The organism is Halomonas sp. MMH1-48, from assembly GCF_022348105.1.
GTDB classification, from domain to species: domain Bacteria; phylum Pseudomonadota; class Gammaproteobacteria; order Pseudomonadales; family Halomonadaceae; genus Vreelandella; species Vreelandella piezotolerans.
On the sequence record NZ_JAKRFL010000001.1, the window covers coordinates 174,790 to 194,597 of the forward strand.

Annotated in this window: 22 protein-coding genes and 1 tRNA gene; 14 read left to right on the forward strand and 9 right to left on the reverse strand. The window is 55.8% G+C overall.

All coding sequences use genetic code 11. The features are described 5' to 3' along the window. The first annotated feature begins 27 nt into the window (after positions 1-27). The 3 genes from MHM37_RS00850 (at position 28) to MHM37_RS00860 (ending at position 1,933) form a co-directional block, all read left to right on the forward strand. A tRNA-Leu gene (locus tag MHM37_RS00850) sits at positions 28-112 on the forward strand. A gap of 164 nt (positions 113-276) precedes the next feature. Further along, on the forward strand, positions 277-906 hold the full coding sequence (locus MHM37_RS00855; protein WP_139527381.1) for a hypothetical protein: 630 nt from the start codon (positions 277-279) through the stop codon (positions 904-906). A 34-nt stretch (positions 907-940) separates the two neighbouring features. Then, on the forward strand, positions 941-1,933 hold the full coding sequence (locus MHM37_RS00860) for a hypothetical protein (protein ID WP_139527380.1): 993 nt from the start codon (positions 941-943) through the stop codon (positions 1,931-1,933). A 27-nt stretch (positions 1,934-1,960) separates the two neighbouring features. On the opposite strand, the gene MHM37_RS00865 is transcribed toward MHM37_RS00860, so the two are convergent. Further along, positions 1,961-2,722: an SDR family oxidoreductase gene (locus MHM37_RS00865; RefSeq protein ID WP_139527379.1), complete on the reverse strand. Its 762-nt coding sequence runs from the start codon at positions 2,720-2,722 to the stop codon at positions 1,961-1,963. A 194-nt stretch (positions 2,723-2,916) separates the two neighbouring features. Between MHM37_RS00865 and MHM37_RS00870 the strand changes: the two genes are divergently transcribed. The 4 genes from MHM37_RS00870 to MHM37_RS00885 all read left to right on the forward strand — a co-directional run bounded on the left by MHM37_RS00870 (position 2,917) and on the right by MHM37_RS00885 (position 6,505). After that, positions 2,917-3,402, forward strand: a complete 486-nt coding sequence (locus tag MHM37_RS00870) for an FxsA family protein (RefSeq protein WP_239295705.1) — start codon at positions 2,917-2,919, stop codon at positions 3,400-3,402. Positions 3,403-3,631: 229 nt separating this feature from the next. Further along, a complete protein-coding gene (locus MHM37_RS00875) occupies positions 3,632-3,925 on the forward strand; it encodes a co-chaperone GroES (RefSeq protein WP_139527377.1) in 294 nt (97 codons plus the stop codon). Positions 3,926-3,981: 56 nt separating this feature from the next. Next, positions 3,982-5,625 carry a chaperonin GroEL gene (groL, locus tag MHM37_RS00880; RefSeq protein WP_139527376.1) on the forward strand — a complete coding sequence of 548 codons (1,644 nt, stop codon included), beginning with the start codon at positions 3,982-3,984 and terminating at the stop codon, positions 5,623-5,625. Between the two features lie 145 nt (positions 5,626-5,770). Then, positions 5,771-6,505: an RNA methyltransferase gene (locus MHM37_RS00885; protein ID WP_239295704.1), complete on the forward strand. Its 735-nt coding sequence runs from the start codon at positions 5,771-5,773 to the stop codon at positions 6,503-6,505. 89 nt (positions 6,506-6,594) lie between these two features. On the opposite strand, the gene MHM37_RS00890 is transcribed toward MHM37_RS00885, so the two are convergent. Continuing rightward, positions 6,595-7,938 (reverse strand): Na+/H+ antiporter NhaC family protein, encoded by a 1,344-nt coding sequence (locus MHM37_RS00890; protein ID WP_239295703.1) that lies wholly within the window; start codon positions 7,936-7,938, stop codon positions 6,595-6,597. Positions 7,939-8,145: 207 nt separating this feature from the next. Here MHM37_RS00890 and MHM37_RS00895 point away from each other — a divergent pair, with 207 nt between their 5' ends. From MHM37_RS00895 to MHM37_RS00920, 6 genes are all read left to right on the forward strand, one after another. Further along, on the forward strand, positions 8,146-9,540 hold the full coding sequence (locus tag MHM37_RS00895; protein WP_239295702.1) for a GntP family permease: 1,395 nt from the start codon (positions 8,146-8,148) through the stop codon (positions 9,538-9,540). 62 nt (positions 9,541-9,602) lie between these two features. After that, on the forward strand, positions 9,603-10,811 hold the full coding sequence (locus tag MHM37_RS00900) for an MFS transporter (RefSeq protein ID WP_239295701.1): 1,209 nt from the start codon (positions 9,603-9,605) through the stop codon (positions 10,809-10,811). 224 nt (positions 10,812-11,035) lie between these two features. Further along, positions 11,036-11,803, forward strand: a complete 768-nt coding sequence (locus MHM37_RS00905; RefSeq protein WP_128082409.1) for a DUF1538 domain-containing protein — start codon at positions 11,036-11,038, stop codon at positions 11,801-11,803. Further along, on the forward strand, positions 11,800-12,615 hold the full coding sequence (gene umpB / locus MHM37_RS00910; RefSeq protein WP_239295700.1) for a Na,Li,K/H(+) antiporter subunit UmpB: 816 nt from the start codon (positions 11,800-11,802) through the stop codon (positions 12,613-12,615). The genes MHM37_RS00905 and umpB overlap by 4 nt, the downstream gene beginning before the upstream one ends. Then, the gene (locus tag MHM37_RS00915; RefSeq protein WP_044628015.1) at positions 12,605-12,958 is read left to right on the forward strand and encodes a P-II family nitrogen regulator; all 354 of its coding nucleotides are present in this window, start codon (positions 12,605-12,607) and stop codon (positions 12,956-12,958) included. Before umpB ends, MHM37_RS00915 begins: the two co-directional genes overlap by 11 nt. Before the next feature lie 57 nt (positions 12,959-13,015). After that, positions 13,016-13,381, forward strand: coding sequence for a CBS domain-containing protein (locus MHM37_RS00920; RefSeq protein ID WP_231125613.1), 366 nt, complete (start codon positions 13,016-13,018; stop codon positions 13,379-13,381). Here the strand turns inward: MHM37_RS00920 and MHM37_RS00925 are convergent. From MHM37_RS00925 to MHM37_RS00935, 3 genes are read right to left on the reverse strand one after another with little or no spacing between them, the layout of a single operon-like run. Beyond that, positions 13,374-14,309, reverse strand: a complete 936-nt coding sequence (locus MHM37_RS00925; protein ID WP_343218237.1) for a metal ABC transporter permease — start codon at positions 14,307-14,309, stop codon at positions 13,374-13,376. The two genes, MHM37_RS00920 and MHM37_RS00925, sit on opposite strands and share 8 nt — an antisense overlap. A 9-nt stretch (positions 14,310-14,318) precedes the next feature. Then, a complete protein-coding gene (locus MHM37_RS00930; protein WP_239295699.1) occupies positions 14,319-15,143 on the reverse strand; it encodes a metal ABC transporter ATP-binding protein in 825 nt (274 codons plus the stop codon). Positions 15,144-15,149: 6 nt separating this feature from the next. Beyond that, on the reverse strand, positions 15,150-16,070 hold the full coding sequence (locus tag MHM37_RS00935) for a metal ABC transporter substrate-binding protein (RefSeq protein WP_058577761.1): 921 nt from the start codon (positions 16,068-16,070) through the stop codon (positions 15,150-15,152). Between the two features lie 153 nt (positions 16,071-16,223). Between MHM37_RS00935 and mntR the strand changes: the two genes are divergently transcribed. After that, a complete protein-coding gene (gene mntR / locus MHM37_RS00940) occupies positions 16,224-16,703 on the forward strand; it encodes a manganese-binding transcriptional regulator MntR (protein ID WP_139527368.1) in 480 nt (159 codons plus the stop codon). A gap of 19 nt (positions 16,704-16,722) precedes the next feature. Here mntR and MHM37_RS00945 read toward each other — a convergent pair whose 3' ends face one another. The 4 genes from MHM37_RS00945 to MHM37_RS00960 all read right to left on the reverse strand — a co-directional run bounded on the left by MHM37_RS00945 (position 16,723) and on the right by MHM37_RS00960 (position 19,704). Beyond that, positions 16,723-17,400, reverse strand: coding sequence for an RES family NAD+ phosphorylase (locus MHM37_RS00945; protein ID WP_239283492.1), 678 nt, complete (start codon positions 17,398-17,400; stop codon positions 16,723-16,725). A gap of 11 nt (positions 17,401-17,411) precedes the next feature. Next, a complete protein-coding gene (locus tag MHM37_RS00950) occupies positions 17,412-17,810 on the reverse strand; it encodes an antitoxin Xre-like helix-turn-helix domain-containing protein (RefSeq protein WP_139527366.1) in 399 nt (132 codons plus the stop codon). Between the two features lie 93 nt (positions 17,811-17,903). Next, on the reverse strand, positions 17,904-18,686 hold the full coding sequence (locus tag MHM37_RS00955) for a DUF3750 domain-containing protein (RefSeq protein ID WP_239295698.1): 783 nt from the start codon (positions 18,684-18,686) through the stop codon (positions 17,904-17,906). Positions 18,687-18,744: 58 nt separating this feature from the next. Continuing rightward, positions 18,745-19,704, reverse strand: a complete 960-nt coding sequence (locus MHM37_RS00960; RefSeq protein WP_239295697.1) for an AraC family transcriptional regulator — start codon at positions 19,702-19,704, stop codon at positions 18,745-18,747. Positions 19,705-19,808: the final 104 nt, after the last annotated feature.

Consider the following 19,808-nt stretch of genomic DNA (forward strand, 5'->3'; position numbering starts at 1 on the left):
AAGTTGATAATATATGCCTCGTCTTCTGCGGATGTGGTGGAATTGGTAGACACGCTAGATTTAGGTTCTAGTGCCGTAAGGTGTGGGAGTTCGAGTCTCCCCATCCGCACCAATTTAAAATGTAAAACCTCAAAGGATTCGGTAGCGCATAGCTAGCCGAATTTTTTTGTTTTCAACTCCCCTTCATCGTATCAACCTAACTAGCTGACTTCGCCCTTTTTTTAGGCTACGTTATCGGTCAATCTACGCCGTCAATTTTGAGAAGGATCTCAACTTATGCAATGGCTGAACGACAATGCTCAGGCAATTTCCGCAGTGGCCAGTATTTGTACACTGTTCGTATGGGTGTTTTACGCGCAACTGCTCTATAACGGCTACGTGCGACAACGCCGACCTCGCATCATCGTCAATCGGGGTAAAGGTATCGGCACCAAAGCCCTGTGCTTGATCAGCAATATGAGCAGTGAGGCTATCTATATTCAACACTTGGTCGCCGTCCTGCACACTCGCGAAGGAGTGTATGAATTGGATGTCGTCGAGTATCAGCAGCAAAGCGGGGATGACAACGAAGAGTGCTACCGCACCCATCAGGGGCCTTTGGCATCGGGAGATTATTTGCACATACAGTCGTTTGGCTCGATCGTGGATCAGTTGGTTCAGCACTGGAAGCTAGACCAAGGCACCTTGCAAGAGCAAACACCAGAGCTCGAGATACGAGTCATCGCAATTTATGGCTCCGAAGATATGCCGGTCGGTGCCTCGAGGCGCTTTGCTTTGGATTTAAACGCGGATCCGCTCCACCAACTCACGCCGCTTAAAGTAGATACCGAGCGCATGAACAGTCGGCGCGATCGCAAGCGAGTACTGGAGTGGGCAAAAGCCATCGAGATGCATAAAGCACAATGATGTGCGCACCTAATTAAAAGGCGGGGACGTTCCTATGAAACCTATCATTGCACTCGTTTGGTTAGGCGCGCTGAGTACCCTCTCGTTCGGTGTGCATGCGGATGAGGAAGACAGCGACTTACCTGACTGGGCCGAAGAACGGGTAGAACCTTTCCGCGCCCGCATCGGCAATTGGGTCGACAATACGTCTCGTAATATTGATGCTTTTTTTGGCGGTGAACACTCGGCCACTGTCCAAAACAAGTCCTACTTACGTTTAGGCCAAGAAATCGACTGGATGGAAGGTGACGGCACCAACGGTGACATTAGCGTTCGTTATCGCATCGACCTGCCCACCACCGAGGAGCGTTTGAGACTCGTGGTCGAGAGCGATCCAGAAGAGTCGCAGGGTACGCTAGCCGATCAAGGTTCGGGTCGCCTCTACAATGATCAGAGAGACCGCAGCACGTCTACATTTGGCCTCGACTGGTTAGAAAGCCGTGATAAACGAGAAAATTGGAGCAATCGGATAGGCGCAGGTATTCGCCTACGTATGCCACTCGACCCGTATGTTCGTTTCACTAGCGAGCGGCTGTGGGACATTGGCGACGGCCCCTGGCAGCTGGAGTCCTTCAACCGTCTATCCTGGTTCAATAATGAAGGCTATTCGGCACGCACGACGTGGGACATAGGTCGCCCACTCTCCGAAAATAGACATTTGCGCTTTATCACTACCGTCCAATGGCGAGAGGAAGAAGACAAGCTGGAGTTTAGCGAAGTCGCTCAGCTCAATCAGCGTCTGAACGACCGCAGTGCACTACGTCATTCAGCCATTGCGATTGGTGAAAGCGCTTCCAATCCACGCATGACCAACTATTACCTACAAACCCGCTACCGTCGCGATCTTCACAAAGGCATTCTGTTTGGCGATGTCATACCAGAGCTGCATTTTCAGCGCGAGGATAGTTACGACCCCCGCTGGGCAATGACACTGCGTTTAGAAATGTACTTTCAGCGTGATATTCAGCGAGACTACTTTCAATTCTAACCGCAGCGTCGTCATCGGTAAGCGGTTTTAAAGCCGCAACCCCCCATCACATTCGATAATGCGTGCGGTGAAATAATCATTATCAAAAATGAACGCGACACTTTGAGCAATATGATCCGGCTCGCCTAAATGCTTTAACGGAACGTTAGATTCGATTCTTTCTAACATATCGGGACGCATCGAGGCCGTCATCTCGGTTTCGATAAAGCCAGGCGCGACGGTACCGGTGCGCACCCCGTAGCGCGCCAACTCTTTTCCCCACGTAACGGTTAGGGCATGCACTCCCGCTTTGGCGGCAGCGTAATTGCTTTGCCCCATATTGCCCGCGCGAGAAATGCTGGAAATATTGACGATAACGCCGTCATGTCCCGCCTCGACCATCTGGGCCGCCGCCTCACGACCGCATAAGAATACCCCCGTCAAATTAACGTCCAGTACGCGCTGCCACGAGGAGAGTGACATGCGTTTTTCAACGACGCCATCTCTAGCTTTGATCAATAGGCCATCATCGGTAATCCCAGCATTGTTCACACAGCCACTGACCGGGCCCATTCGATCGGCGATATCGGCAAACGCACGCTCGACGGATGCCTCATCTGCAACGTTGACTACGAAAGCCTGAGCGGTCACCCCCTCTGCACTTAAAGCAGACACCGCCCCATCCAGGGCCTCAGCACTCATATCCAACAGCGCAAGATGGGCTCCTTGTCTACCTAACCGTTGCGCAATAGCAAACCCAAGGCCTCGAGCGCCCCCCGTTATTGCAATCACTTTCTTGTCCACTTGCATCTCTCTCTCCTTAGCAGGTTTGTCTGCCGAATTGACAACCCATCCAGCACGCCTTGCCTTTCTTTTTGCATTGCAGCATAGAAGAGCCCACGAAAAATATCGAGCCCACCAGGGCGTTGGGACACTCATGGGACTGCTTGTTTTTTATATTTCTGTCACCATATCCGTTAATTACGACCGTCTTGGAGCTGGCTATGCCTATTCTTCTCTTTATATCGCTCTTTACGCTACTGGACTTTGTGCTGCTTTTTTCAATCGGCAGCCAGATAGGCTTATTGGCCACACTGATATTTGTGTTAAGCACCGGCTTCATCGGACTTCACCTCATTCGCAAGGAAGGTGTCTCCACCTTCGCCCGCGCCCGACAGCGCATGCAAATGGGTGAAATCCCCTCTCAGGAGCTACTGACTGGCGCCGCCCTCATCTTTGGTGGCGCTCTTTTGCTTGCCCCAGGGTTCCTATCCGACGCGCTGGGTATCGCCTGCTTGATTCCCAACGCTCGCCAACTACTCATGAAAGCCCTGACCTGGGTTGGTTTAAAAAGCGCTTCGCATCGGCACACGTATCAGCGTGGCGCAGAAGACTGGGGGCGGTCGAACGAACAGCCCTCCTCCCATCGTGAAGAAGGCCCTATCGAAGGTGAATTCATAAGCGGTGACGATGAGCCGCGCCGTCGCTAAGTCATTCACCTGATTGCCAAAGGTGGCGAGGTATTTTTTTTCATACCTACCCCTTGAAAGGCGTTGGGCAGCCCCCACTTTTGTGTCAGCACACAGGTTCGGCGAAGGCTTTGCTTTCGCCATTGACATGAAGGCAGCACGCCTTCGCTTTCCGAGGGCTGAGCCCGCGGAAATCCCTTTAAGCTAACTGCCCCTTTTGGGCTTTGACGAACCTCAGGAGAACGTGAGCATGAATATCCGTCCTTTGCACGATCGCGTCGTCATCCGTCGCGTGGAAGAAGAGCAGAAAACCGCTGGCGGCATCGTGCTACCGGGTAATGCGCAGGAAAAACCCACGCGTGGTGAAGTTCTGGCCGTTGGTAATGGCCGTATTCTGGATAACGGCGATGTACGTCCACTGGATGTAAAAGTGGGCGATACGGTGATTTTTAAAGACGGCTTTGGCGTTGAGAAGCAAAAAATCAACGGCGAAGAAGTTCTGATCATGAGCGAAGCCGATATTCTGGCCGTCGTCGAAGGCTAATCCGACTCGGCTAATTACTTTCCCATTTTTATTTTAATTGTTAGGAAGTAACGAACATGGCAGCTAAGCAAGTTAAGTTCTCCGATGATGCTCGCAAACGCATGGCACGTGGTGTCGACGTCCTGGCGAACGCCGTTAAAGTCACGCTGGGCCCGAAAGGCCGCAACGTGGTATTGGACAAATCCTTCGGCGCGCCGACCGTCACTAAAGACGGTGTCTCTGTCGCAAAAGAGATCGAACTGAAAGACAAGTTCGAGAACATGGGCGCCCAGATGGTGAAAGAAGTCGCTTCCAAGACTTCCGACGCCGCCGGTGACGGTACCACCACGGCCACCGTTCTGGCACAGGCCATCGTAGCGGAAGGCCTGAAAGGCGTGACCGCGGGCATGAACCCGATGGATTTGAAACGCGGTATTGACCAAGCCGTGACCGCAGCGGTCAAAGAGATTCAGGCGATGTCCGTGCCCTGCACCGACACCAAGTCCATTGCGCAGGTAGGCACGATCTCTGCCAACGGCGACAAGCGCATTGGCGAAATCATCGCCGAAGCGATGGAAAAAGTCGGTAAAGAAGGCGTCATCACCGTTGACGAAGGTCGCGGTTTCGAAGACGAATTGGAAGTGGTCGAAGGTATGCAGTTCGACCGCGGCTACCTCTCGCCCTACTTCGTCACCAACCAAGACACCATGACCGTCGAGCTGGAAGATCCGTACATCCTGCTCGTCGACAAGAAGATCTCCAACATTCGCGAACTGCTGCCGGTGCTGGAAGCCGTTGCCAAGCAAGGCAAGCCGCTGGCCATCATCGCCGAAGATATCGAAGGCGAAGCGCTGGCAACGCTGGTCGTGAACAACATGCGTGGCATCGTGAAAGTCGCGGCTGCCAAAGCACCTGGCTTCGGCGACCGTCGCAAAGCTATGCTGCAGGATATCGCTATCCTGACGAACGGCACCGTGATCTCCGAAGAAGTAGGTCTGACCCTTGAGCAGGCGAACCTGGATCACCTGGGTACTGCCAAGCGCATGACCATGTCCAAAGAGAACACCACCATCATCGATGGCGCAGGTGCCGAGGACGACATCGAAGCGCGCGTTAACCAAATCCGCGCGCAAATCGAAGAAACGTCCTCTGACTACGACAAAGAGAAGCTGCAAGAGCGCGTTGCCAAACTGGCAGGCGGCGTTGCCGTTATCCGCGTCGGTGCGGCGACCGAAGTCGAAATGAAAGAGAAGAAGGCCCGCGTCGAAGATGCGCTGCACTCGACTCGCGCTGCCGTAGAAGAAGGCGTCGTACCTGGCGGCGGTACTGCCCTGGTTCGCGTGATGGCCAAAGTACAGGGCCTGACCGGTGACAACGAAGATCAGAACCACGGTATCAACATGGCGCTGCGTGCCATGCAGGCACCGCTGCGTCAGATCGTCACCAACGCGGGCGAAGAAGCCGCTGTGGTCATCAATCGCGTCAAAGATGGTGAAGGCAACTTCGGTTACAACGCGCAAACCAGCGAGTACGGCGACCTGTTCGAAATGGGTGTTCTCGACCCGGCAAAAGTAACCCGCACTGCGTTGCAGTCTGCTGGTTCCGTTGCTGGCCTGATGATCACCACCGAGTGCATGATCGCCGACGACCCGGAAGAGAAAGAAGCTGCCCCGGATATGGGTGGCATGGGCGGTATGGGTGGCATGGGCGGCATGATGTAATGCACCCATGAGCCTAACGCTCTGACGTTGGACGTCATCAAGAACCCCGCTTCGGCGGGGTTCTTTTATTAGTACCGACGTCATGGCGTCATAAAGCGTGCTACCATCACCGGCTTTATTTGGCAGCTTTTAGGTTCGACTTCTCGTGCTTTCCAATATTCGTATCGTGCTGGTGCAAACGTTCCACCCGGGCAACATAGGCGCAACAGCCCGCGCCATGAAAACCATGGGGCTGACGGAGCTCGTGCTGGTCAATCCTCGTACCTTCCCCGATGAAGAAGCCACTCGCCTAGCCGCCGGTGCAACGGACGTATTAGAAAACGCTCGCTGCGTAAAGACACTCGAAGAGGCCGTGAACGACTGCGTGCAAGTGGTCGGTGCCAGCGCTCGGCTGCGCAGCATGCCGCTGCCCCATTTCGACGAGCCTGACGAGATGGCCCAGCAAGTCATCGACAACGCCCATCATGCCCCGGTGGCCCTGGTGTTTGGCCGCGAACGCTCCGGGTTGACCAACGATGAGATTCGCTGCTGCAGCCACCAAGTCAGCATTCCCGCCAATCCCGAGTATGGCATTCTCAATCTATCGCAAGCGGTCCAGATTCTTGCCTACGAAGTGCATCGCGCCTGGCGCAAGCGCGACGTCAGCGGTTTTGAGTATCAGCGCCCGCTGGAAGCCACGCCGCCTAGCCGCGAACAGTTTGGCTATTTCCAGGAACATCTTGGCCGCTTGATGCAGCAAAGCGGTTTTTTAACCCAGCCCCACGCCCGTACCGAAGAGCAACTTCAAGCGCTGTTTGCCCGTGCACAGCCTAGCCGCAAAGAGCTGTCCCTACTCCGTGGTCTGCTAAGTGCCTTTGAAGCGCACTTGCCTAAACAGTAACGTCTTATCCACTCAACGCGCTTTCATCAAGCACTTCCATCAAAAAAGGGCAGCCTCAGCGCTGCCCTTTTGGTAAGTATTGAGTGTGCTTAAAGCGTCATGGCCGCCAGCCAGCCAAACGCAATCAGCGGAAGATTATAGTGCAGGAACGTGGGCACCACGCTATCCCACATATGGTCGTGCTGACCGTCTACGTTCAAGCCTGAGGTGGGCCCCAAAGTGGAATCCGAGGCTGGCGACCCCGCATCGCCCAAGGCGGCAGCGGTGCCCACCAGCACTACAGTCGCCATGGGTGAGAAACCAAACTGCACGGCCAGCGGTACGAAGATCGCCGCAATGATGGGAATGGTTGAGAACGAAGAGCCGATGCCCAGGGTAATGAACAGGCCGACCAGCAGCATGACCAAAGCGGCCAAGCCACGATTATCGCCAAACAGATCGAAGGCACCCGCAACCAGCGAGTCGATATCGCCGGTGGCTTTCATGACTTCCGCAAAGCCTGCCGCCGAAATCATGATAAAGCCAATCAAAGCCATCATCCGCATACCGCTGGTGAACAGATCATCAGCCTCGCGCCATTTGAAAATACCACCCAATGACAGCAAGCCGATACCCACCAAGCCTCCAACGATCATCGAGCCGGTGTAGAGCTGAAGGCCTAACGCTGCCACGATCGCCACGCCTGACATGACTAACCCTAAGAGGTGCGGTTCGACAGGCGTGTGCGTCTGGCCATTGGGCGCGGCCACGTCCTTACTCGCGTAGCTGCGCTGGCCGCGGTAGCTAAACAGCAGGGCGACCAAAAGGCCAATGGCCATGCCTCCCACCGGAATGGCCATGGCCAGGGGCACCATGCCACGAGAGATCTCCAGTCCTAGCGGCTCTCCGGCACTGTTGAGATTGGCTAACAGAATATCGTTCAAGAAGATCGCCCCGAATCCTACCGGCAGCAGCATATAGGGCGCAGTAAGACCAAAGGTCAAAGCGCAGGCCACGGCGCGGCGGTCGAGTTGCAGACGATTCATCACCGCCAGCAGCGGTGGAATCAGCACGGGAATGAACGCGATATGGACCGGAATGGCATTTTGTGAGGAGATCGCGACCAGCAGTACGGCCACCAGCAGCAGCATCTTCACCCGTGCTTGGTGGGCGGCGGTCGCTTCTTTACCCAACAGAGTGATCAATCGGTTCGCCAGCATGTCCGGCAACCCAGAACGAGAGATGGCCACGGCAAAAGCGCCTAACGTTGCGTACGCCAGCGCCACCTGAGCGCCCCCACCGACGCCCTCGTTGAACGCGCTGAGCGTATCGTCTAGGGAAAGGCCTCCGACCAGCCCCCCTACCAACGCACCAACCACCAGTGCGAAAACGACGGACACGCGAAGAAGTGACAGTGCCACCATGACGAGCACTGCAAGAATTACTGCATTCATGGAAATACCCAGGGTTATTGGAAGGTCATCAACGCCAAAGGTGGCGGATTTTAACAGATGGGGCGCGCTTAATCAGGCGAAAGTGACGCTCTCTTTTGGTTACGACTTTAGTCACAACGCTATTGCTGCTATGCAACATTATGCCTAGTATCCCGGCCTTTGTTTAAACGCACCGCTTACTAAATTAACAAATGCTTAGGAGCCTGTATGGGCATGCTCGCCATTATTATTTCGTTGTCGCTATTGATGCTGCTTGCCTATCGCGGCATTTCTGTCCTCCTCCTTGCGCCGTTGATGGCCGCGTTAGCGGTTTTACTATCAGGCGACGGTGCTTTTTTACTGCCCATTTACACCGATACCTTCATGGGCGCCCTGGGCAACTATGTCATGCAGTTCTTCCCGCTTTTCTTGCTTGGTGCGCTCTTCGGTCAGTTGATGGCAGACTCAGGCGCCGCTCAGTCGATTTCCAACGGCATCGTCAAACGGTTGGGCACTCATCACGTGGTACTGACGGTCGTCATGGCCTGCGCCGTTCTGACCTATGGCGGCGTCTCGCTGTTCGTCGTGGCCTTTGCCATTTACCCGATCAGCCGTGAGCTGTTCCGCCAGGCCAATGTGCCCAAGCGCCTCATCCCCGCCTCCATCGCTCTAGGCTCCTTCACCTTTACCATGACGGCGCTGCCCGGCACGCCAGCCATCCAAAACGCGATTCCCATCCCTTACTTTGGCACCAACAGCTTCGCGGCACCGGGGCTTGGCATCATTGCTGGGTCGATCATGCTAGGTCTAGGAACGTTCTACCTTCAGTCCCGAGTCAAGAAAGCCGCTGCTCAAGGGGAGGGTTACGGTACCCACACGGAACGTGAAACCGATACCCACAGCGACACTGACACAGCACCCGGCATGCCGCTGGCCATCGCGTTGATTCCACTGGTTATGGTGATTGGCCTCAATGCCCTCTTTACTTACGGGGTATTCCCGGCCATGGACCTGAGCTTCATCAGCGACGCGTTCGATAACGTCACACCCAGCCGACAGACCGGGCTTTGGGCCATTCTGATTGCCCTGCTGAGCGCCTCGGCTTGGCTGATCATCACCCGCTGGCACCACTGGCAAGACTTGAAAGTCACCATCAATCAAGGCTGCTTTGGTTCACTGCTACCTATTTTCAACACGGCCTCTGAAGTGGGTTACGGCGCGGTCATCGCCAGCTTGGCAGGCTTTGCCATCCTTCGCGATGCGGTGCTCAATGTCTCCCCCGGTAACCCCCTCATCTCCGAAGCCATGGCGATGAGCGTGCTGGCAGGCATCACCGGCTCCTCCTCAGGCGGGCTCTCCATTGCACTCCAAACCTTGGGTAGCGAGTATCTGGCCATGGCGCAACAGGCTGGCATCGACCCAGAGCTCATGCACCGCGTGGCGACGCTGGCCGCGGGCGGCATGGATACGCTCCCCCATTCCGGCGCCGTCATCACACTTCTGGCCATCTGCGGGCTGACCCACCGCCAGTCGTATGGCAATGTCGCCATGGTCACCATCGTGCTCCCCATCGCCGCGCTGATGAGTGTGATTACGCTCGGCACCCTATTTGGAAGCTTCTAAAGTCGCCAATGCCATGCGATAGTTGATTAACGCGTTAACCAATCCACCATAAGAGACGTGCCATGGCCCTCAAGAAACACCATACGCTGCTGTTGATCGTGCTCGCCAGCTTGGTTATTTCCACGGCCATGGGGCTGCGTCATGGGTTCGGGCTGTTTCTCGAGCCCATGAGCAGCGATTTCGGCTGGGGGCGCGGCGTCTTTGCGTTCGCACTGGCCGTCCAAAACCTCATTTGGGGGCTGTCCCAGCCGTTTACCGGGGCGCTGGCCGACCGTTTTGGCGCGGCCAAAATCATCGTGGCGGGCGGCATCCTCTACGTACTGGGGCTCTGCTTCATGAGCCTCTCGACCAGCGCGCTCGGCATGACCGTCAGCGCGGGTCTGCTGATTGGCTTCGGCCTATCGGGAACGACGTTTTCGGTGATTCTGGGCGCCGTCGGCCGGGCCGTTCCCGCTGAGAAGCGCAGCATGGCCATGGGGATCGTCAGTGCGGCGGGCTCGTTTGGTCAATTTGCCATGCTGCCCGGCACGCTGGGATTGATCGAGTGGCTAGGCTGGTCCTCTGCGCTCCTGGCCATGGGGGCGATTGCCGCACTCATGATACCGCTGGGCGCGATGCTCAAAGACCGGCCCAGCCCCAAGGCACTGGGCGACTTGAGCCTGCGCGATGCGCTTAACGAAGCGGCGGGGCAAAAAGGATTTTGGCTACTTTGCCTGGGCTTTTTCGTCTGCGGCTTCCAAGTGGTGTTCATTGCGGTCCACTTGCCAGGCTACCTGTTCGATAACGGCTTGGCCGTCCAAGTCGGCACCACGGTGCTCGCGCTGGTGGGTCTGTTCAATATCGTGGGCACCTACACCGCTGGCTGGATGGGGGGTATCTGGTCGAAACCGCGCCTATTGAGCTGGCTTTACCTCATCCGGGGCGTGATCATCACAGCCTTTATCGCCCTACCCCTGACAACGACCAGCGCTTATCTCTTCGGGATCGCCATGGGGCTGTTATGGCTCTCCACCGTTCCGCTCACCAACGGTATCGTCGCATCGGTGTTTGGCGTTCGCCATCTCTCGATGTTGGGCGGCATCGTGTTTCTCTTTCATCAGCTGGGCTCGTTCATGGGCGTGTGGCTGGGTGGATTTTTGTACGACCTCACCGGCCACTACGATACGGTGTGGCAGATTGCCATCGTGCTGTCCGTGGTCGCCGCCGCGCTCCACTGGTTCATCAGTGAGAAGCCGCTGTCACGCCCCTCTGCGGGACAGGTGACGACATGATGCGTTCAAGTCTATGGTGGAGTTTGATTGCTCTACCGATAGTGAGTGGCTTGATATTGCTGGCATGGTGGGGCTGGCACGCACCAGACCCTTCGATGCTGCTGTTAGGCAGCCAACTTTGTTGACTAGAGAACACTCGCAACGTGTCCTAGATCAAAAGAGACGACATGCGTAACCATTACACTGATGAGCATAGACGTATCAGCCATTGAAAAAGGGCGCTAATGAACTTTATTCACTCTCTCGCCCTGCAGCTCAAAAACAGCCTTCGGGATTTGCTACCCGTTGTACTGGTTATGAGCTTCTTTCAAACGCTCGTCATCCAACAACCTCTGCCCGATACATTGGCGCTTTTCGATTTAGCACTAGGGCTACTGTTTGTAGTGATCGGGCTAACGCTCTTCATCAAGGGGCTAGAGCTGGGACTGTTTCCTTTAGGAGAGAACCTCGCACGTGCTTTCGTTCATAAAGGTTCTGTCGTTTGGCTCCTTCTATTTGCTTTTGCACTGGGGTTTGGATCCACCGTCGCAGAGCCAGCACTGATTGCCGTGGCGGCTCGCGCAGCGATTGTCGTCTCCGAAAGCGGTCTGATCGAGAATAGCAGTCTCGCACAAACGTCCTTTGCGTTCACGCTCCGCATGATCGTAGCGCTTTCCGTAGGCACCGCCGTGGTCGTTGGCGTACTGCGTATCTTCAAAGGCTGGCCGCTGCATTTGATGATCATTGGTGGTTATATTCTTGTACTGCTCTTGACGCTGTTAGCGCCTGCTGAGCTCGTTGGCATTGCTTATGATTCGGGCGGTGTCACGACATCGACCATTACTGTCCCTCTTGTTACGGCACTCGGTGTTGGCTTGGCCACGGCCATCAAAGGCCGCAACCCTATGCTGGACGGCTTTGGTTTGATTGCATTTGCTTCCGTTATGCCCATCATTTTCGTATTGCTTTTCGGTATTGTTGGCCTTGATCTCGTTGCAGAGGGAAGATCATGAATATGCTGGCTATTTTTTGGGGCACGCTACGCGATATTCTTCCCATTGTGGCGATTATTTTTGGCTTCCAATATTTGGTGATCCGCAAGCCGGTCAAACGGTTTCTAAAGGTCGCTGTTGGTTTTTTCATGGTATGGGTGGGACTCTCTTTCTTTTTGATAGGGCTAGAGCAAGCCCTGTTTCCCATGGGTGAGTTGATGGCCAGCCAATTGACGCACCCCGATTTTCTACCTGCCATGACAGAGGGAGCTGAGCGGCATTGGAGCGACTACTACTGGGTCTATATTTTCGCGTTTACGATTGGCGCAAGCACTACGATTGCCGAGCCATCGCTGATCGCGGTGTCGATCAAAGCTGGCGAAATATCCGGCGGTACGATCAACCCTTTCACCCTGCGGCTCGCCGTTGCCCTCGGCATGGCCTTTGGAATCACCCTGGGCGCATGGCGTATCGTCATGGGCCTACCTTTGCAGTGGTTCGTGCTAGGTGCCTACTGCTTAGTGATTGTCCAAACCCTACGATCCCCAAAGTCGATTATCCCTCTTGCATTCGATTCCGGGGGCGTCACGACATCGACCATTACCGTGCCGATCATCGCCGCGCTAGGTCTTGGATTAGCCTCTTCGATACCCGGTCGTAGCGCGTTAATGGATGGCTTTGGAATGATCGCGCTTGCCTGCCTATTCCCTATTATAACGGTGATGGGATACGCCCAAATTGCTCGATGGCAAAGCAATAGGCCATCGAAAATACAGCCACTCTCAGGCACGTCAGTGACAAAGCCTCATCAAGGAGATACCCATGCGCTTTAAACTCATTGTCGCGCTTGTAGAAGATGAGCTAAGCGACCAGATACTTCAGGCAGCTAGAGATGCTGGAGCTACTGGCGCCACTGTCATCAATAACGCGCGTGGCGAAGGCTTAAAAAAAGCAAAAGGCATTTTTGGCATGGACATTACGTCGCAACGCGACGTGCTGCTCTTTTTAGTGGAGGAGCATATTAGCCGTTCAATTCTCGAAGCGATCGCGGAAGTGGGTGCGTTTGACGACACGTCGGGAACAGGCATCGCCTTTCAGCTAGACGTCGAGGATGCGGTAGGCGTCGCACACCAAGTGAAATCCCTCGAAGATGCATTCGATCAACCGCTAGGCTAGAGAGAGGCTTTAACAATGGCAAGCCCATCACTGACGGAGCGCACTGCCCAGGACGTCATGCACTCACGCTATGTGACGACCGATGGTTTTATGACCGTTACTGACGGCATTGAACTAATGAGGCAATACGATGCCACCGCTATTATCGTTGATAGGCGCGATGAGAAAGATGAACTGGGGCTAGTGTTAGCCTCTGATATTGCTAAAAAAGTGCTCGCAGTCAATCGCTCTGCAGACCGTGTAAGCCTTTACGAAATCATGAGCAAACCGATCATTAGCGTCCGTCCGGAAATGAATATTCGCTATTGCGCTCGCCTGTTTGCTCAGTTTGGTTTATCCCAAGCACCGGTCGTGGATGCAAAACACAGCGTCATTGGGATCATCGACTACCCACGGCTCGTCATCGGGTGGGAAACTAATTAGCGCCGCCCAAGCTCCGATGCCGCCAAAGCCGCATCAGCACACCGTGCTTGGGCGAAAACAGCAGCGCCGTGAAGAAGCACCCCGTTGCCACCAAGACGATGGTGCCACCGGACGCTACGTCAAACGCAAACGACAGCCATAGCCCCAATACGGCAGACCCTACCCCAATGCCCACGGAGATGAACAGCATCGTTTTGAAGCGGTCGGTCAGCAAGTGGGCCGTGGCGCCCGGGGTAATCAGCATGGCCACCACGAGGATGATACCGACGGTTTCCAAACTGGCCACGATGGTGAGCGTGAGCAGCAAAATCAAACCGTAATGAATCACGCCGGTATTGAAGCCGAGTGCCTGCGCCTGAGTCGGATCGAAGGCGTAGAGCATGAGCGGACGATAAGCTAGCCATACCATCAGCAGCGCAACGAGGCTGGCCGCCAACGTGAGCAGTAGTGCCGACTGTTGCACTCCGAGCACGTTGCCGAACAGAATATGCATCAAGTGGGTGCTGGAGGCGATTTTACTGATCAGCACGACGCCCAGCGCAAATGCCCCGGTAAACATGATGCCCATGGCGGCATCGGATTTGATCCGTGTATGCCGTTCGATTGCTCCAATGCCGAGCGACGTCAGCGCTCCTGTGACGAAGGCACCGATAAAAAAAGGCAGGCCCAGCAGGTAGGCAACCGCCACCCCGGGCAGCACCGCATGAGAGATCGCATCCCCCAGCAACGACCAACGCTTGAGCACGACGTAACACGAAAGCATGCCGCAGATGGCTCCCACCATCATCGACGTGAGCAGCGCACGCTGCATGAAGGCGTACTGAAACGCCTCTGATACGCTGTCGGGCATTAGATTCACGGGCACCATCAGCGCCGCGATGAGCCCCGCCACCAGCGCACTACTCCAAGCATCCAACGTTTCTATCATTCGAGTCGCCTATTCTTTGCTGGCAAATGCAGGAAGACGGACACGCTCGGCATCCGCTGGAGAATTTGCAATAGAACTCACCGCAAGTTCGGCCAACTTGCTATCGCTCAGCATTTCGTCGGGCGCGCCCTCGCCGCGAATGCATCGATTGATCAGTACCACATGGTCCACGTAGCGACGCGCGCCCGGCATATCGTGCGTCACCATCACGATGGTTCGTCCGGCTTCGCGTTCGCGTTTGAGCACGTCGAGAATGAGTCGCTCGCTAGGTGGGTCGACCCCCGCGAGCGGCTCATCGAGCAGCAGGATACTCGCCTCTTGCGCCAACGCACGCGCTAACAGCACGCGTTTTTTTTGTCCACCCGATAAGGCCCCGATGGGCCGCTCGGCATATGCCAGCATATCAACGTCGTCTAATGCCTTTTCCACCGCATCACGATGCCGTGACGCATGCCACCGCGCAGGCAGTAACCTCCGCCACCACGCATCTTGACGCATGTGGCCATAGCGGGCGCTCATCACGGTTTCCCACACCGAAATAGGGAAGTCCCACTCGATGGCCTCTCGCTGGGCCATGTAGGCAATGCGCCCGGCTTTTCGATGGTGCTCGATGGCTTGACCAAATGCCGTCACGCGGCCGCGTAAGGGTTTCATACTACCGGTCAGCACGTGAAACAGCGTCGACTTGCCTGCGCCGTTCGGCCCGACGATGGCCGTCCAACGCCCGCTTGGCAGCGAGAGGTGAATATCCTCTAGCACGGGCTGACGCTGGTAAGCCGCATAGACACCGCTCACATCGATGGCGCTGGCTGGTTGAGACGGTAGTGAGGACATCGTGATTTACTCGCTAGCCAAGTAGCGACGCAGCAAGGCAACGTTATGACGCTGCATGGCAAAGTAGTCGGCAGCCTCCCCGTCAGGCTCACTCAACGAGTCGACATACAGCGGCCCGGCAACGGGCAGCCCCGTATCACGTGCGATACTGGTCACATGGCGGTCAGAAATCGTGCTTTCCCAAAACAGTGCCGCCGGTTGACGCTCGTTGATTCGATCGATGACCCGCATCAACTGACGCGGAGAGCCCTCTGTTTCGGCATTGGTCCCCCAAATGCCGTCGTGCTCGAACCGATACGCGTCGGCAAAGTAGAGAAAGGCTGCTTCACTGGAGAGCAGCACGCGGCGCTCTTCGGGAATGGCTTCGAGCGTTTCTTGGAGCTCGACATGTAGGTCGTGCAGTTGCGCTTCCAGTGCCGCTGCACGCTGCTGAATCGCATCGGCTTGATGGGGCAGGCTATCCTCCAACGTGTTGGCAATGGCTTGCACATAGGCACTGGCAGCCCGCGGGTCCATCCACAGGTGTGGGTCCACGTCGCCTTCCATCTCACCGGTGACGATCGTTTGCGTCGGGTAACCCGACGCCTCTGCCACGGCGATCATAGGTATGTCATCGTTGACCGTCGCCGATACTTGGCGCATCCACTGCTCGAGCTGATAGCCGTTATAAAAAACGATGTCGGCGTCCTCGAGCGCAGCAAAATTATCTGGGGTGAGCTCCCACTCGTGCACTTCGGCGTTGATCGGTGTCAGCACCGTGACGTTCGCATCATCGCCGGCCACTTTCTTCACCAAGTCGCCAAGAACTGAAAACGTCACGGCAATCTCGATGGGCGGGTTTTGCAACTCATCGGCCTGAGCACTGGTCACAACGCCACACCAGGCGAACGGCACGCTCAAGGCTGCTAGCAAGTATGGTTTAGCCACTGGATCTCTCCTCTGTGCTAGGCTCGTGTTACAGATAACTTTAGCTCAACAAAAAAGCAATGTGCAAACAGTTTAGCCTTGGCTAACAATTATCTTCAAAAATGCGCTACCATCGCCAATTAACGTTTCCACTAACTTTGATAACCTTTGCCAATGAGTGATCACCAACAGCGGCGCACCTCACCCCCCTCTGGACACAGTGGTGATGCACTACCGCCTGTGGAACAGCACGCCCAGCAATACGAAGCCGTGCGCAATGCCCACGAAACGGAGCTCATCGAAGACTACGTCGAATTGATTGGCGACCTGATTCGTCATCGCGGTGAGGCGCGCGCGGCCGACATTGCTAACCGAATGGCCGTTAGTCAAGCGACGGTATCGAAAATGATCCGTCGATTGAACGAATTAGGTCTGGTGACCAGCAAGCCATATCGCTCGCTGTTTTTGACCGACGAAGGTCAAAAAATGGCGGAAACGTCTCGTGCTCGTCACGATATCGTGCTGCATTTCTTGCGAGCGTTAGGCGTGGACGACAGCACTGCCCGCATCGACGCAGAAGGCATGGAACACCATGTCAGCGATGAGACGCTCACGATCATGCAGCGCTTTACTGACCAGCAGCAAAATAACTGAACCTCTTTTCCGCACGCCGCTATGGCTGGGTGACACGTAGATGATTCACCTGGGTGATGGCGCCGCTCCAGATCATCTCCAAATGGGTGGTCTGGATGATGTCCGTCACATGACGCGGCGTCATGAGCGCCCAACAGTGGGCACCGGGTCGACGGACCGAGCGGTAACGGAGACCGTTTAGCGTACGTCGGACGTCTGTACCGAAGGGCTGAGACGCCGTGTAATGATCGGGGGCGTAGACAAGATGATCGCTCGGCAGCGTCAGCGCATCGCCTATCGATACCTCCTTGAAGACGCCTCTCAACCCCCGAAAAACGAACCGCTCATAGCGAAGACCTGGCACGCGCCGCCAGTACGTTTGCTGATGATGTTTGACCTCCGCAATCGCAGTCTCCAGCGTATCGGCAAAATACAGCACGCCAAAACTGCCATCGCTGAAACGTGACCCTTCGGGATTGATGTGCGTAAAGGGCGCCACGGCATACGAGCAGCCACGAATACCGAAAGGAATCTGGTCGAGCGGCAGCAGCGCCAAGTCCCCCACCTCGTTTTGCAACCGCGGGTTGGTGAGCGACTGAAGCGCATGGAGAGCGGCGAACTCGTCAGGGCCTGCCACGTCATCGAACAAATCGATGGGCGGGAATTTACTGTTCACCAACCGATAGCCGGTGACGTCACGGGCTGGCAGTACGGGCAAATCAGCCGCCTTTACCACTGCCCACCCCGCAGGCTGTCGATGCGTTTATAGGTTTCGTAAAGCGCGGCAAAGTCCCCCGTGCCCATAATGGCCAGCGGTGTGCGACCATTGAAAAAGGGGTTGTGATTGACCATGTTCACGAACCCATACAGGTTGTCCGGGTTATCGAAGATCATACGCAGTGCCGCGTGGATGTTCAGCACATAGCTGATACGCGTAAGCTGGTCACTATCTAACTTGATCGCTGCCAGATCGCCGCGCCGAGCACGAGCGTAGGTACTGTGAGAGACGCGCAGAATCGCCTCGCCCTGCTCTCCAGAGGCTCGCCACTTCTCGAGAATACGTACCGCGGCTTTCAATCCCACCGCAGCCGCTGACTTATCATGGGCAAACTCTTGCGCTGTTTGCATGGCTCTTCCCAGCTTAATGTCTACAAACACCATTTTAGAACAAAAGTGCCTAGAAAGACATGTGCACGTCTACTCAAGACTGGCAACGCCATATCACTGCGCTAACGACGATGCATTACTGCTTCCCGCCACCTTGGCAGGCATACCCAGTCGACCAATGCCAGGCAGTTTGAGAGCGGGGCGCATAATATCGATACCGACACTCATGCCCAGCAGGTTGAGCTCGATGCCCTCCTCCAGCGCTAGCATGACGCCCAACACGCCTCCCAGCGAGAGCTGATACCCCGTCCCGCTGGGCACGCGGGCGACGACGCCATTGAACAGATAGTCTTTCCCCACGGCGGTCGTGGGTAGCGCCACATCGAAACCATCGACCTCGCGGATCACCCAAGCAATGAAGCTGTTGCTATTGGGGCCAGGCCAAACTCGGTACAGATCGGCTTGCGGGTAGCGCGCTACGGCGTCTTGTATATGGGGGATCAAATCGGCAGCCGCCGCGCCGCGATAGTCAGCAAGCAGCTCAGGCGGGTGTCCAAACCAGGCTCGGTCAGGCGTATCGATGGAGGAGACGACCGTTGGGCGTCGCCAGCTCAACACTTGATGCAGTTGATACTCCCGCGCTCCCTCTGCTTTGGTCGCAATCCAAATATGCACACCAAAGGCGCCGCGCCAGCTATAGGCACGGGCCGCATAGACCTGTACGACAGCATCTTGGACGCGATCCGGAGAGGGGGCCAACCCTGCAGACGAACGATCGAGATTCGACCAGTGCCCATCGGTAATGACCTGTTGACTGGCCAATATCCACACCGGGCCTGCCAGCAATAAGACCAACAAGGCCGTCATGGCAGCCAGCCAGCGCAGTACGGTTTTCATGAAACTATCCAGATGAGAGAGGGAAATCCACTGCAGCAACTACCCATGACGTTATTGTTCAGGCGGGCTGCGACTCTGCGTATGCCCCTCGCAACTGGCTAACGTCGGCGCGTGGTGGTGCGCCAAACATGCGGCTATATTCGCGGCTGAAGTGGGAAGGGCTTTCATAGCCTACCCGGTAGCTTGCAGTGGCTGCCTCGAGCCCCTCCGCCAGCATCAGCCGTCGCGCCTCGTGTAGACGCAGCTTCTTTTGGTACTGCAGGGGCGACATGCGTGTCACTTGACGAAAGCTATGATAAAGCGTCGATTCGCTCATGTTAACGGTCGCTGCCAATTCGCGGATCTTAAGCGGCTGGGCATAGTGCTCTTTAAGCGTGTCAATCACTTGCGCAATCCGATTAGCCTGGGAGTCTGAGGCAGCAAACCGACGCATGTGCGGGCCCATGGCACCCGTTAATGCTCGGTAGATTAACTCTCGTCGCGCTAGCGGCGAAAGCACCTGAATATCTTCCGGTGAGTCGAGTAGACTTAACAAACGATAGAGCGCGCCCTGCATCAGGGGATCCATGTACGCCGACGTTAACCCGCAGTCCATCTCAGGACAGATAGCATCACGCCCCCCATTTGGAGCCCTATCCCCTAACTCTAGTATTAGTCCCGCCACCTCCTGGGGGTCCACCGAGACCTTTACTGCTAGGAAAGGTCTTTCTGGTGAAGCATGGTCAATCCTGCCCACCACCGGTAAATGAACGGCGCTCGCCATGTAGCTGGGGCCGGTGTAGATGATCTCCTTGTCACCCAGCAATACGGTTTTGCTGCCCTGAATAACGAAGCACAGGCACGGCTCATAGACGGCACAGTGAAAACTACTAGGGGCATCAGTGCGCACCAGTTGGACTTCGGCAATCGCCGTGTCTTGAAGGGCTTCCAGCGGCGACCAACGGCGGACGACCTGGCTCAATTGCGGTAACAAGCTGTCGCTGCACTGGGCAATCTGTTCGGGCGCGATAACGGTCACGGGATTTCCTCCTTAATAATTTGCAGTATATGCCCTCTCCTGAAGAACCGAAGGCTTTTCGGTTGGTTTTGCAGAATTAGGCAAGTACACCGTCGAAACCGACA

What these genes read in the sequence shown, in the direction of transcription:
- MHM37_RS00865 (WP_139527379.1), bottom strand. Translation starts at nt 2,722, where the DNA reads ATGCAAGTGGACAAGAAAGTGATTGCAATAACGGGGGGCGCTCGAGGC.
- MHM37_RS00925 (WP_343218237.1), bottom strand. Translation starts at nt 14,309, where the DNA reads ATGATAGAAACGTTGGATGCTTGGAGTAGTGCGCTGGTGGCGGGGCTC.
- groL (WP_139527376.1), top strand. Translation starts at nt 3,982, where the DNA reads ATGGCAGCTAAGCAAGTTAAGTTCTCCGATGATGCTCGCAAACGCATG.
- MHM37_RS00955 (WP_239295698.1), bottom strand. Translation starts at nt 18,686, where the DNA reads ATGAAAACCGTACTGCGCTGGCTGGCTGCCATGACGGCCTTGTTGGTC.
- MHM37_RS00950 (WP_139527366.1), bottom strand. Translation starts at nt 17,810, where the DNA reads ATGCAAACAGCGCAAGAGTTTGCCCATGATAAGTCAGCGGCTGCGGTG.
- MHM37_RS00890 (WP_239295703.1), bottom strand. Translation starts at nt 7,938, where the DNA reads ATGAATGCAGTAATTCTTGCAGTGCTCGTCATGGTGGCACTGTCACTT.
- MHM37_RS00905 (WP_128082409.1), top strand. Translation starts at nt 11,036, where the DNA reads ATGAACTTTATTCACTCTCTCGCCCTGCAGCTCAAAAACAGCCTTCGG.
- mntR (WP_139527368.1), top strand. Translation starts at nt 16,224, where the DNA reads ATGAGTGATCACCAACAGCGGCGCACCTCACCCCCCTCTGGACACAGT.
- MHM37_RS00895 (WP_239295702.1), top strand. Translation starts at nt 8,146, where the DNA reads ATGGGCATGCTCGCCATTATTATTTCGTTGTCGCTATTGATGCTGCTT.
- MHM37_RS00870 (WP_239295705.1), top strand. Translation starts at nt 2,917, where the DNA reads ATGCCTATTCTTCTCTTTATATCGCTCTTTACGCTACTGGACTTTGTG.
- MHM37_RS00900 (WP_239295701.1), top strand. Translation starts at nt 9,603, where the DNA reads ATGGCCCTCAAGAAACACCATACGCTGCTGTTGATCGTGCTCGCCAGC.
- MHM37_RS00875 (WP_139527377.1), top strand. Translation starts at nt 3,632, where the DNA reads ATGAATATCCGTCCTTTGCACGATCGCGTCGTCATCCGTCGCGTGGAA.
- MHM37_RS00920 (WP_231125613.1), top strand. Translation starts at nt 13,016, where the DNA reads ATGCACTCACGCTATGTGACGACCGATGGTTTTATGACCGTTACTGAC.
- MHM37_RS00855 (WP_139527381.1), top strand. Translation starts at nt 277, where the DNA reads ATGCAATGGCTGAACGACAATGCTCAGGCAATTTCCGCAGTGGCCAGT.
- MHM37_RS00930 (WP_239295699.1), bottom strand. Translation starts at nt 15,143, where the DNA reads ATGTCCTCACTACCGTCTCAACCAGCCAGCGCCATCGATGTGAGCGGT.
- umpB (WP_239295700.1), top strand. Translation starts at nt 11,800, where the DNA reads ATGAATATGCTGGCTATTTTTTGGGGCACGCTACGCGATATTCTTCCC.
- MHM37_RS00915 (WP_044628015.1), top strand. Translation starts at nt 12,605, where the DNA reads ATGCGCTTTAAACTCATTGTCGCGCTTGTAGAAGATGAGCTAAGCGAC.
- MHM37_RS00860 (WP_139527380.1), top strand. Translation starts at nt 941, where the DNA reads ATGAAACCTATCATTGCACTCGTTTGGTTAGGCGCGCTGAGTACCCTC.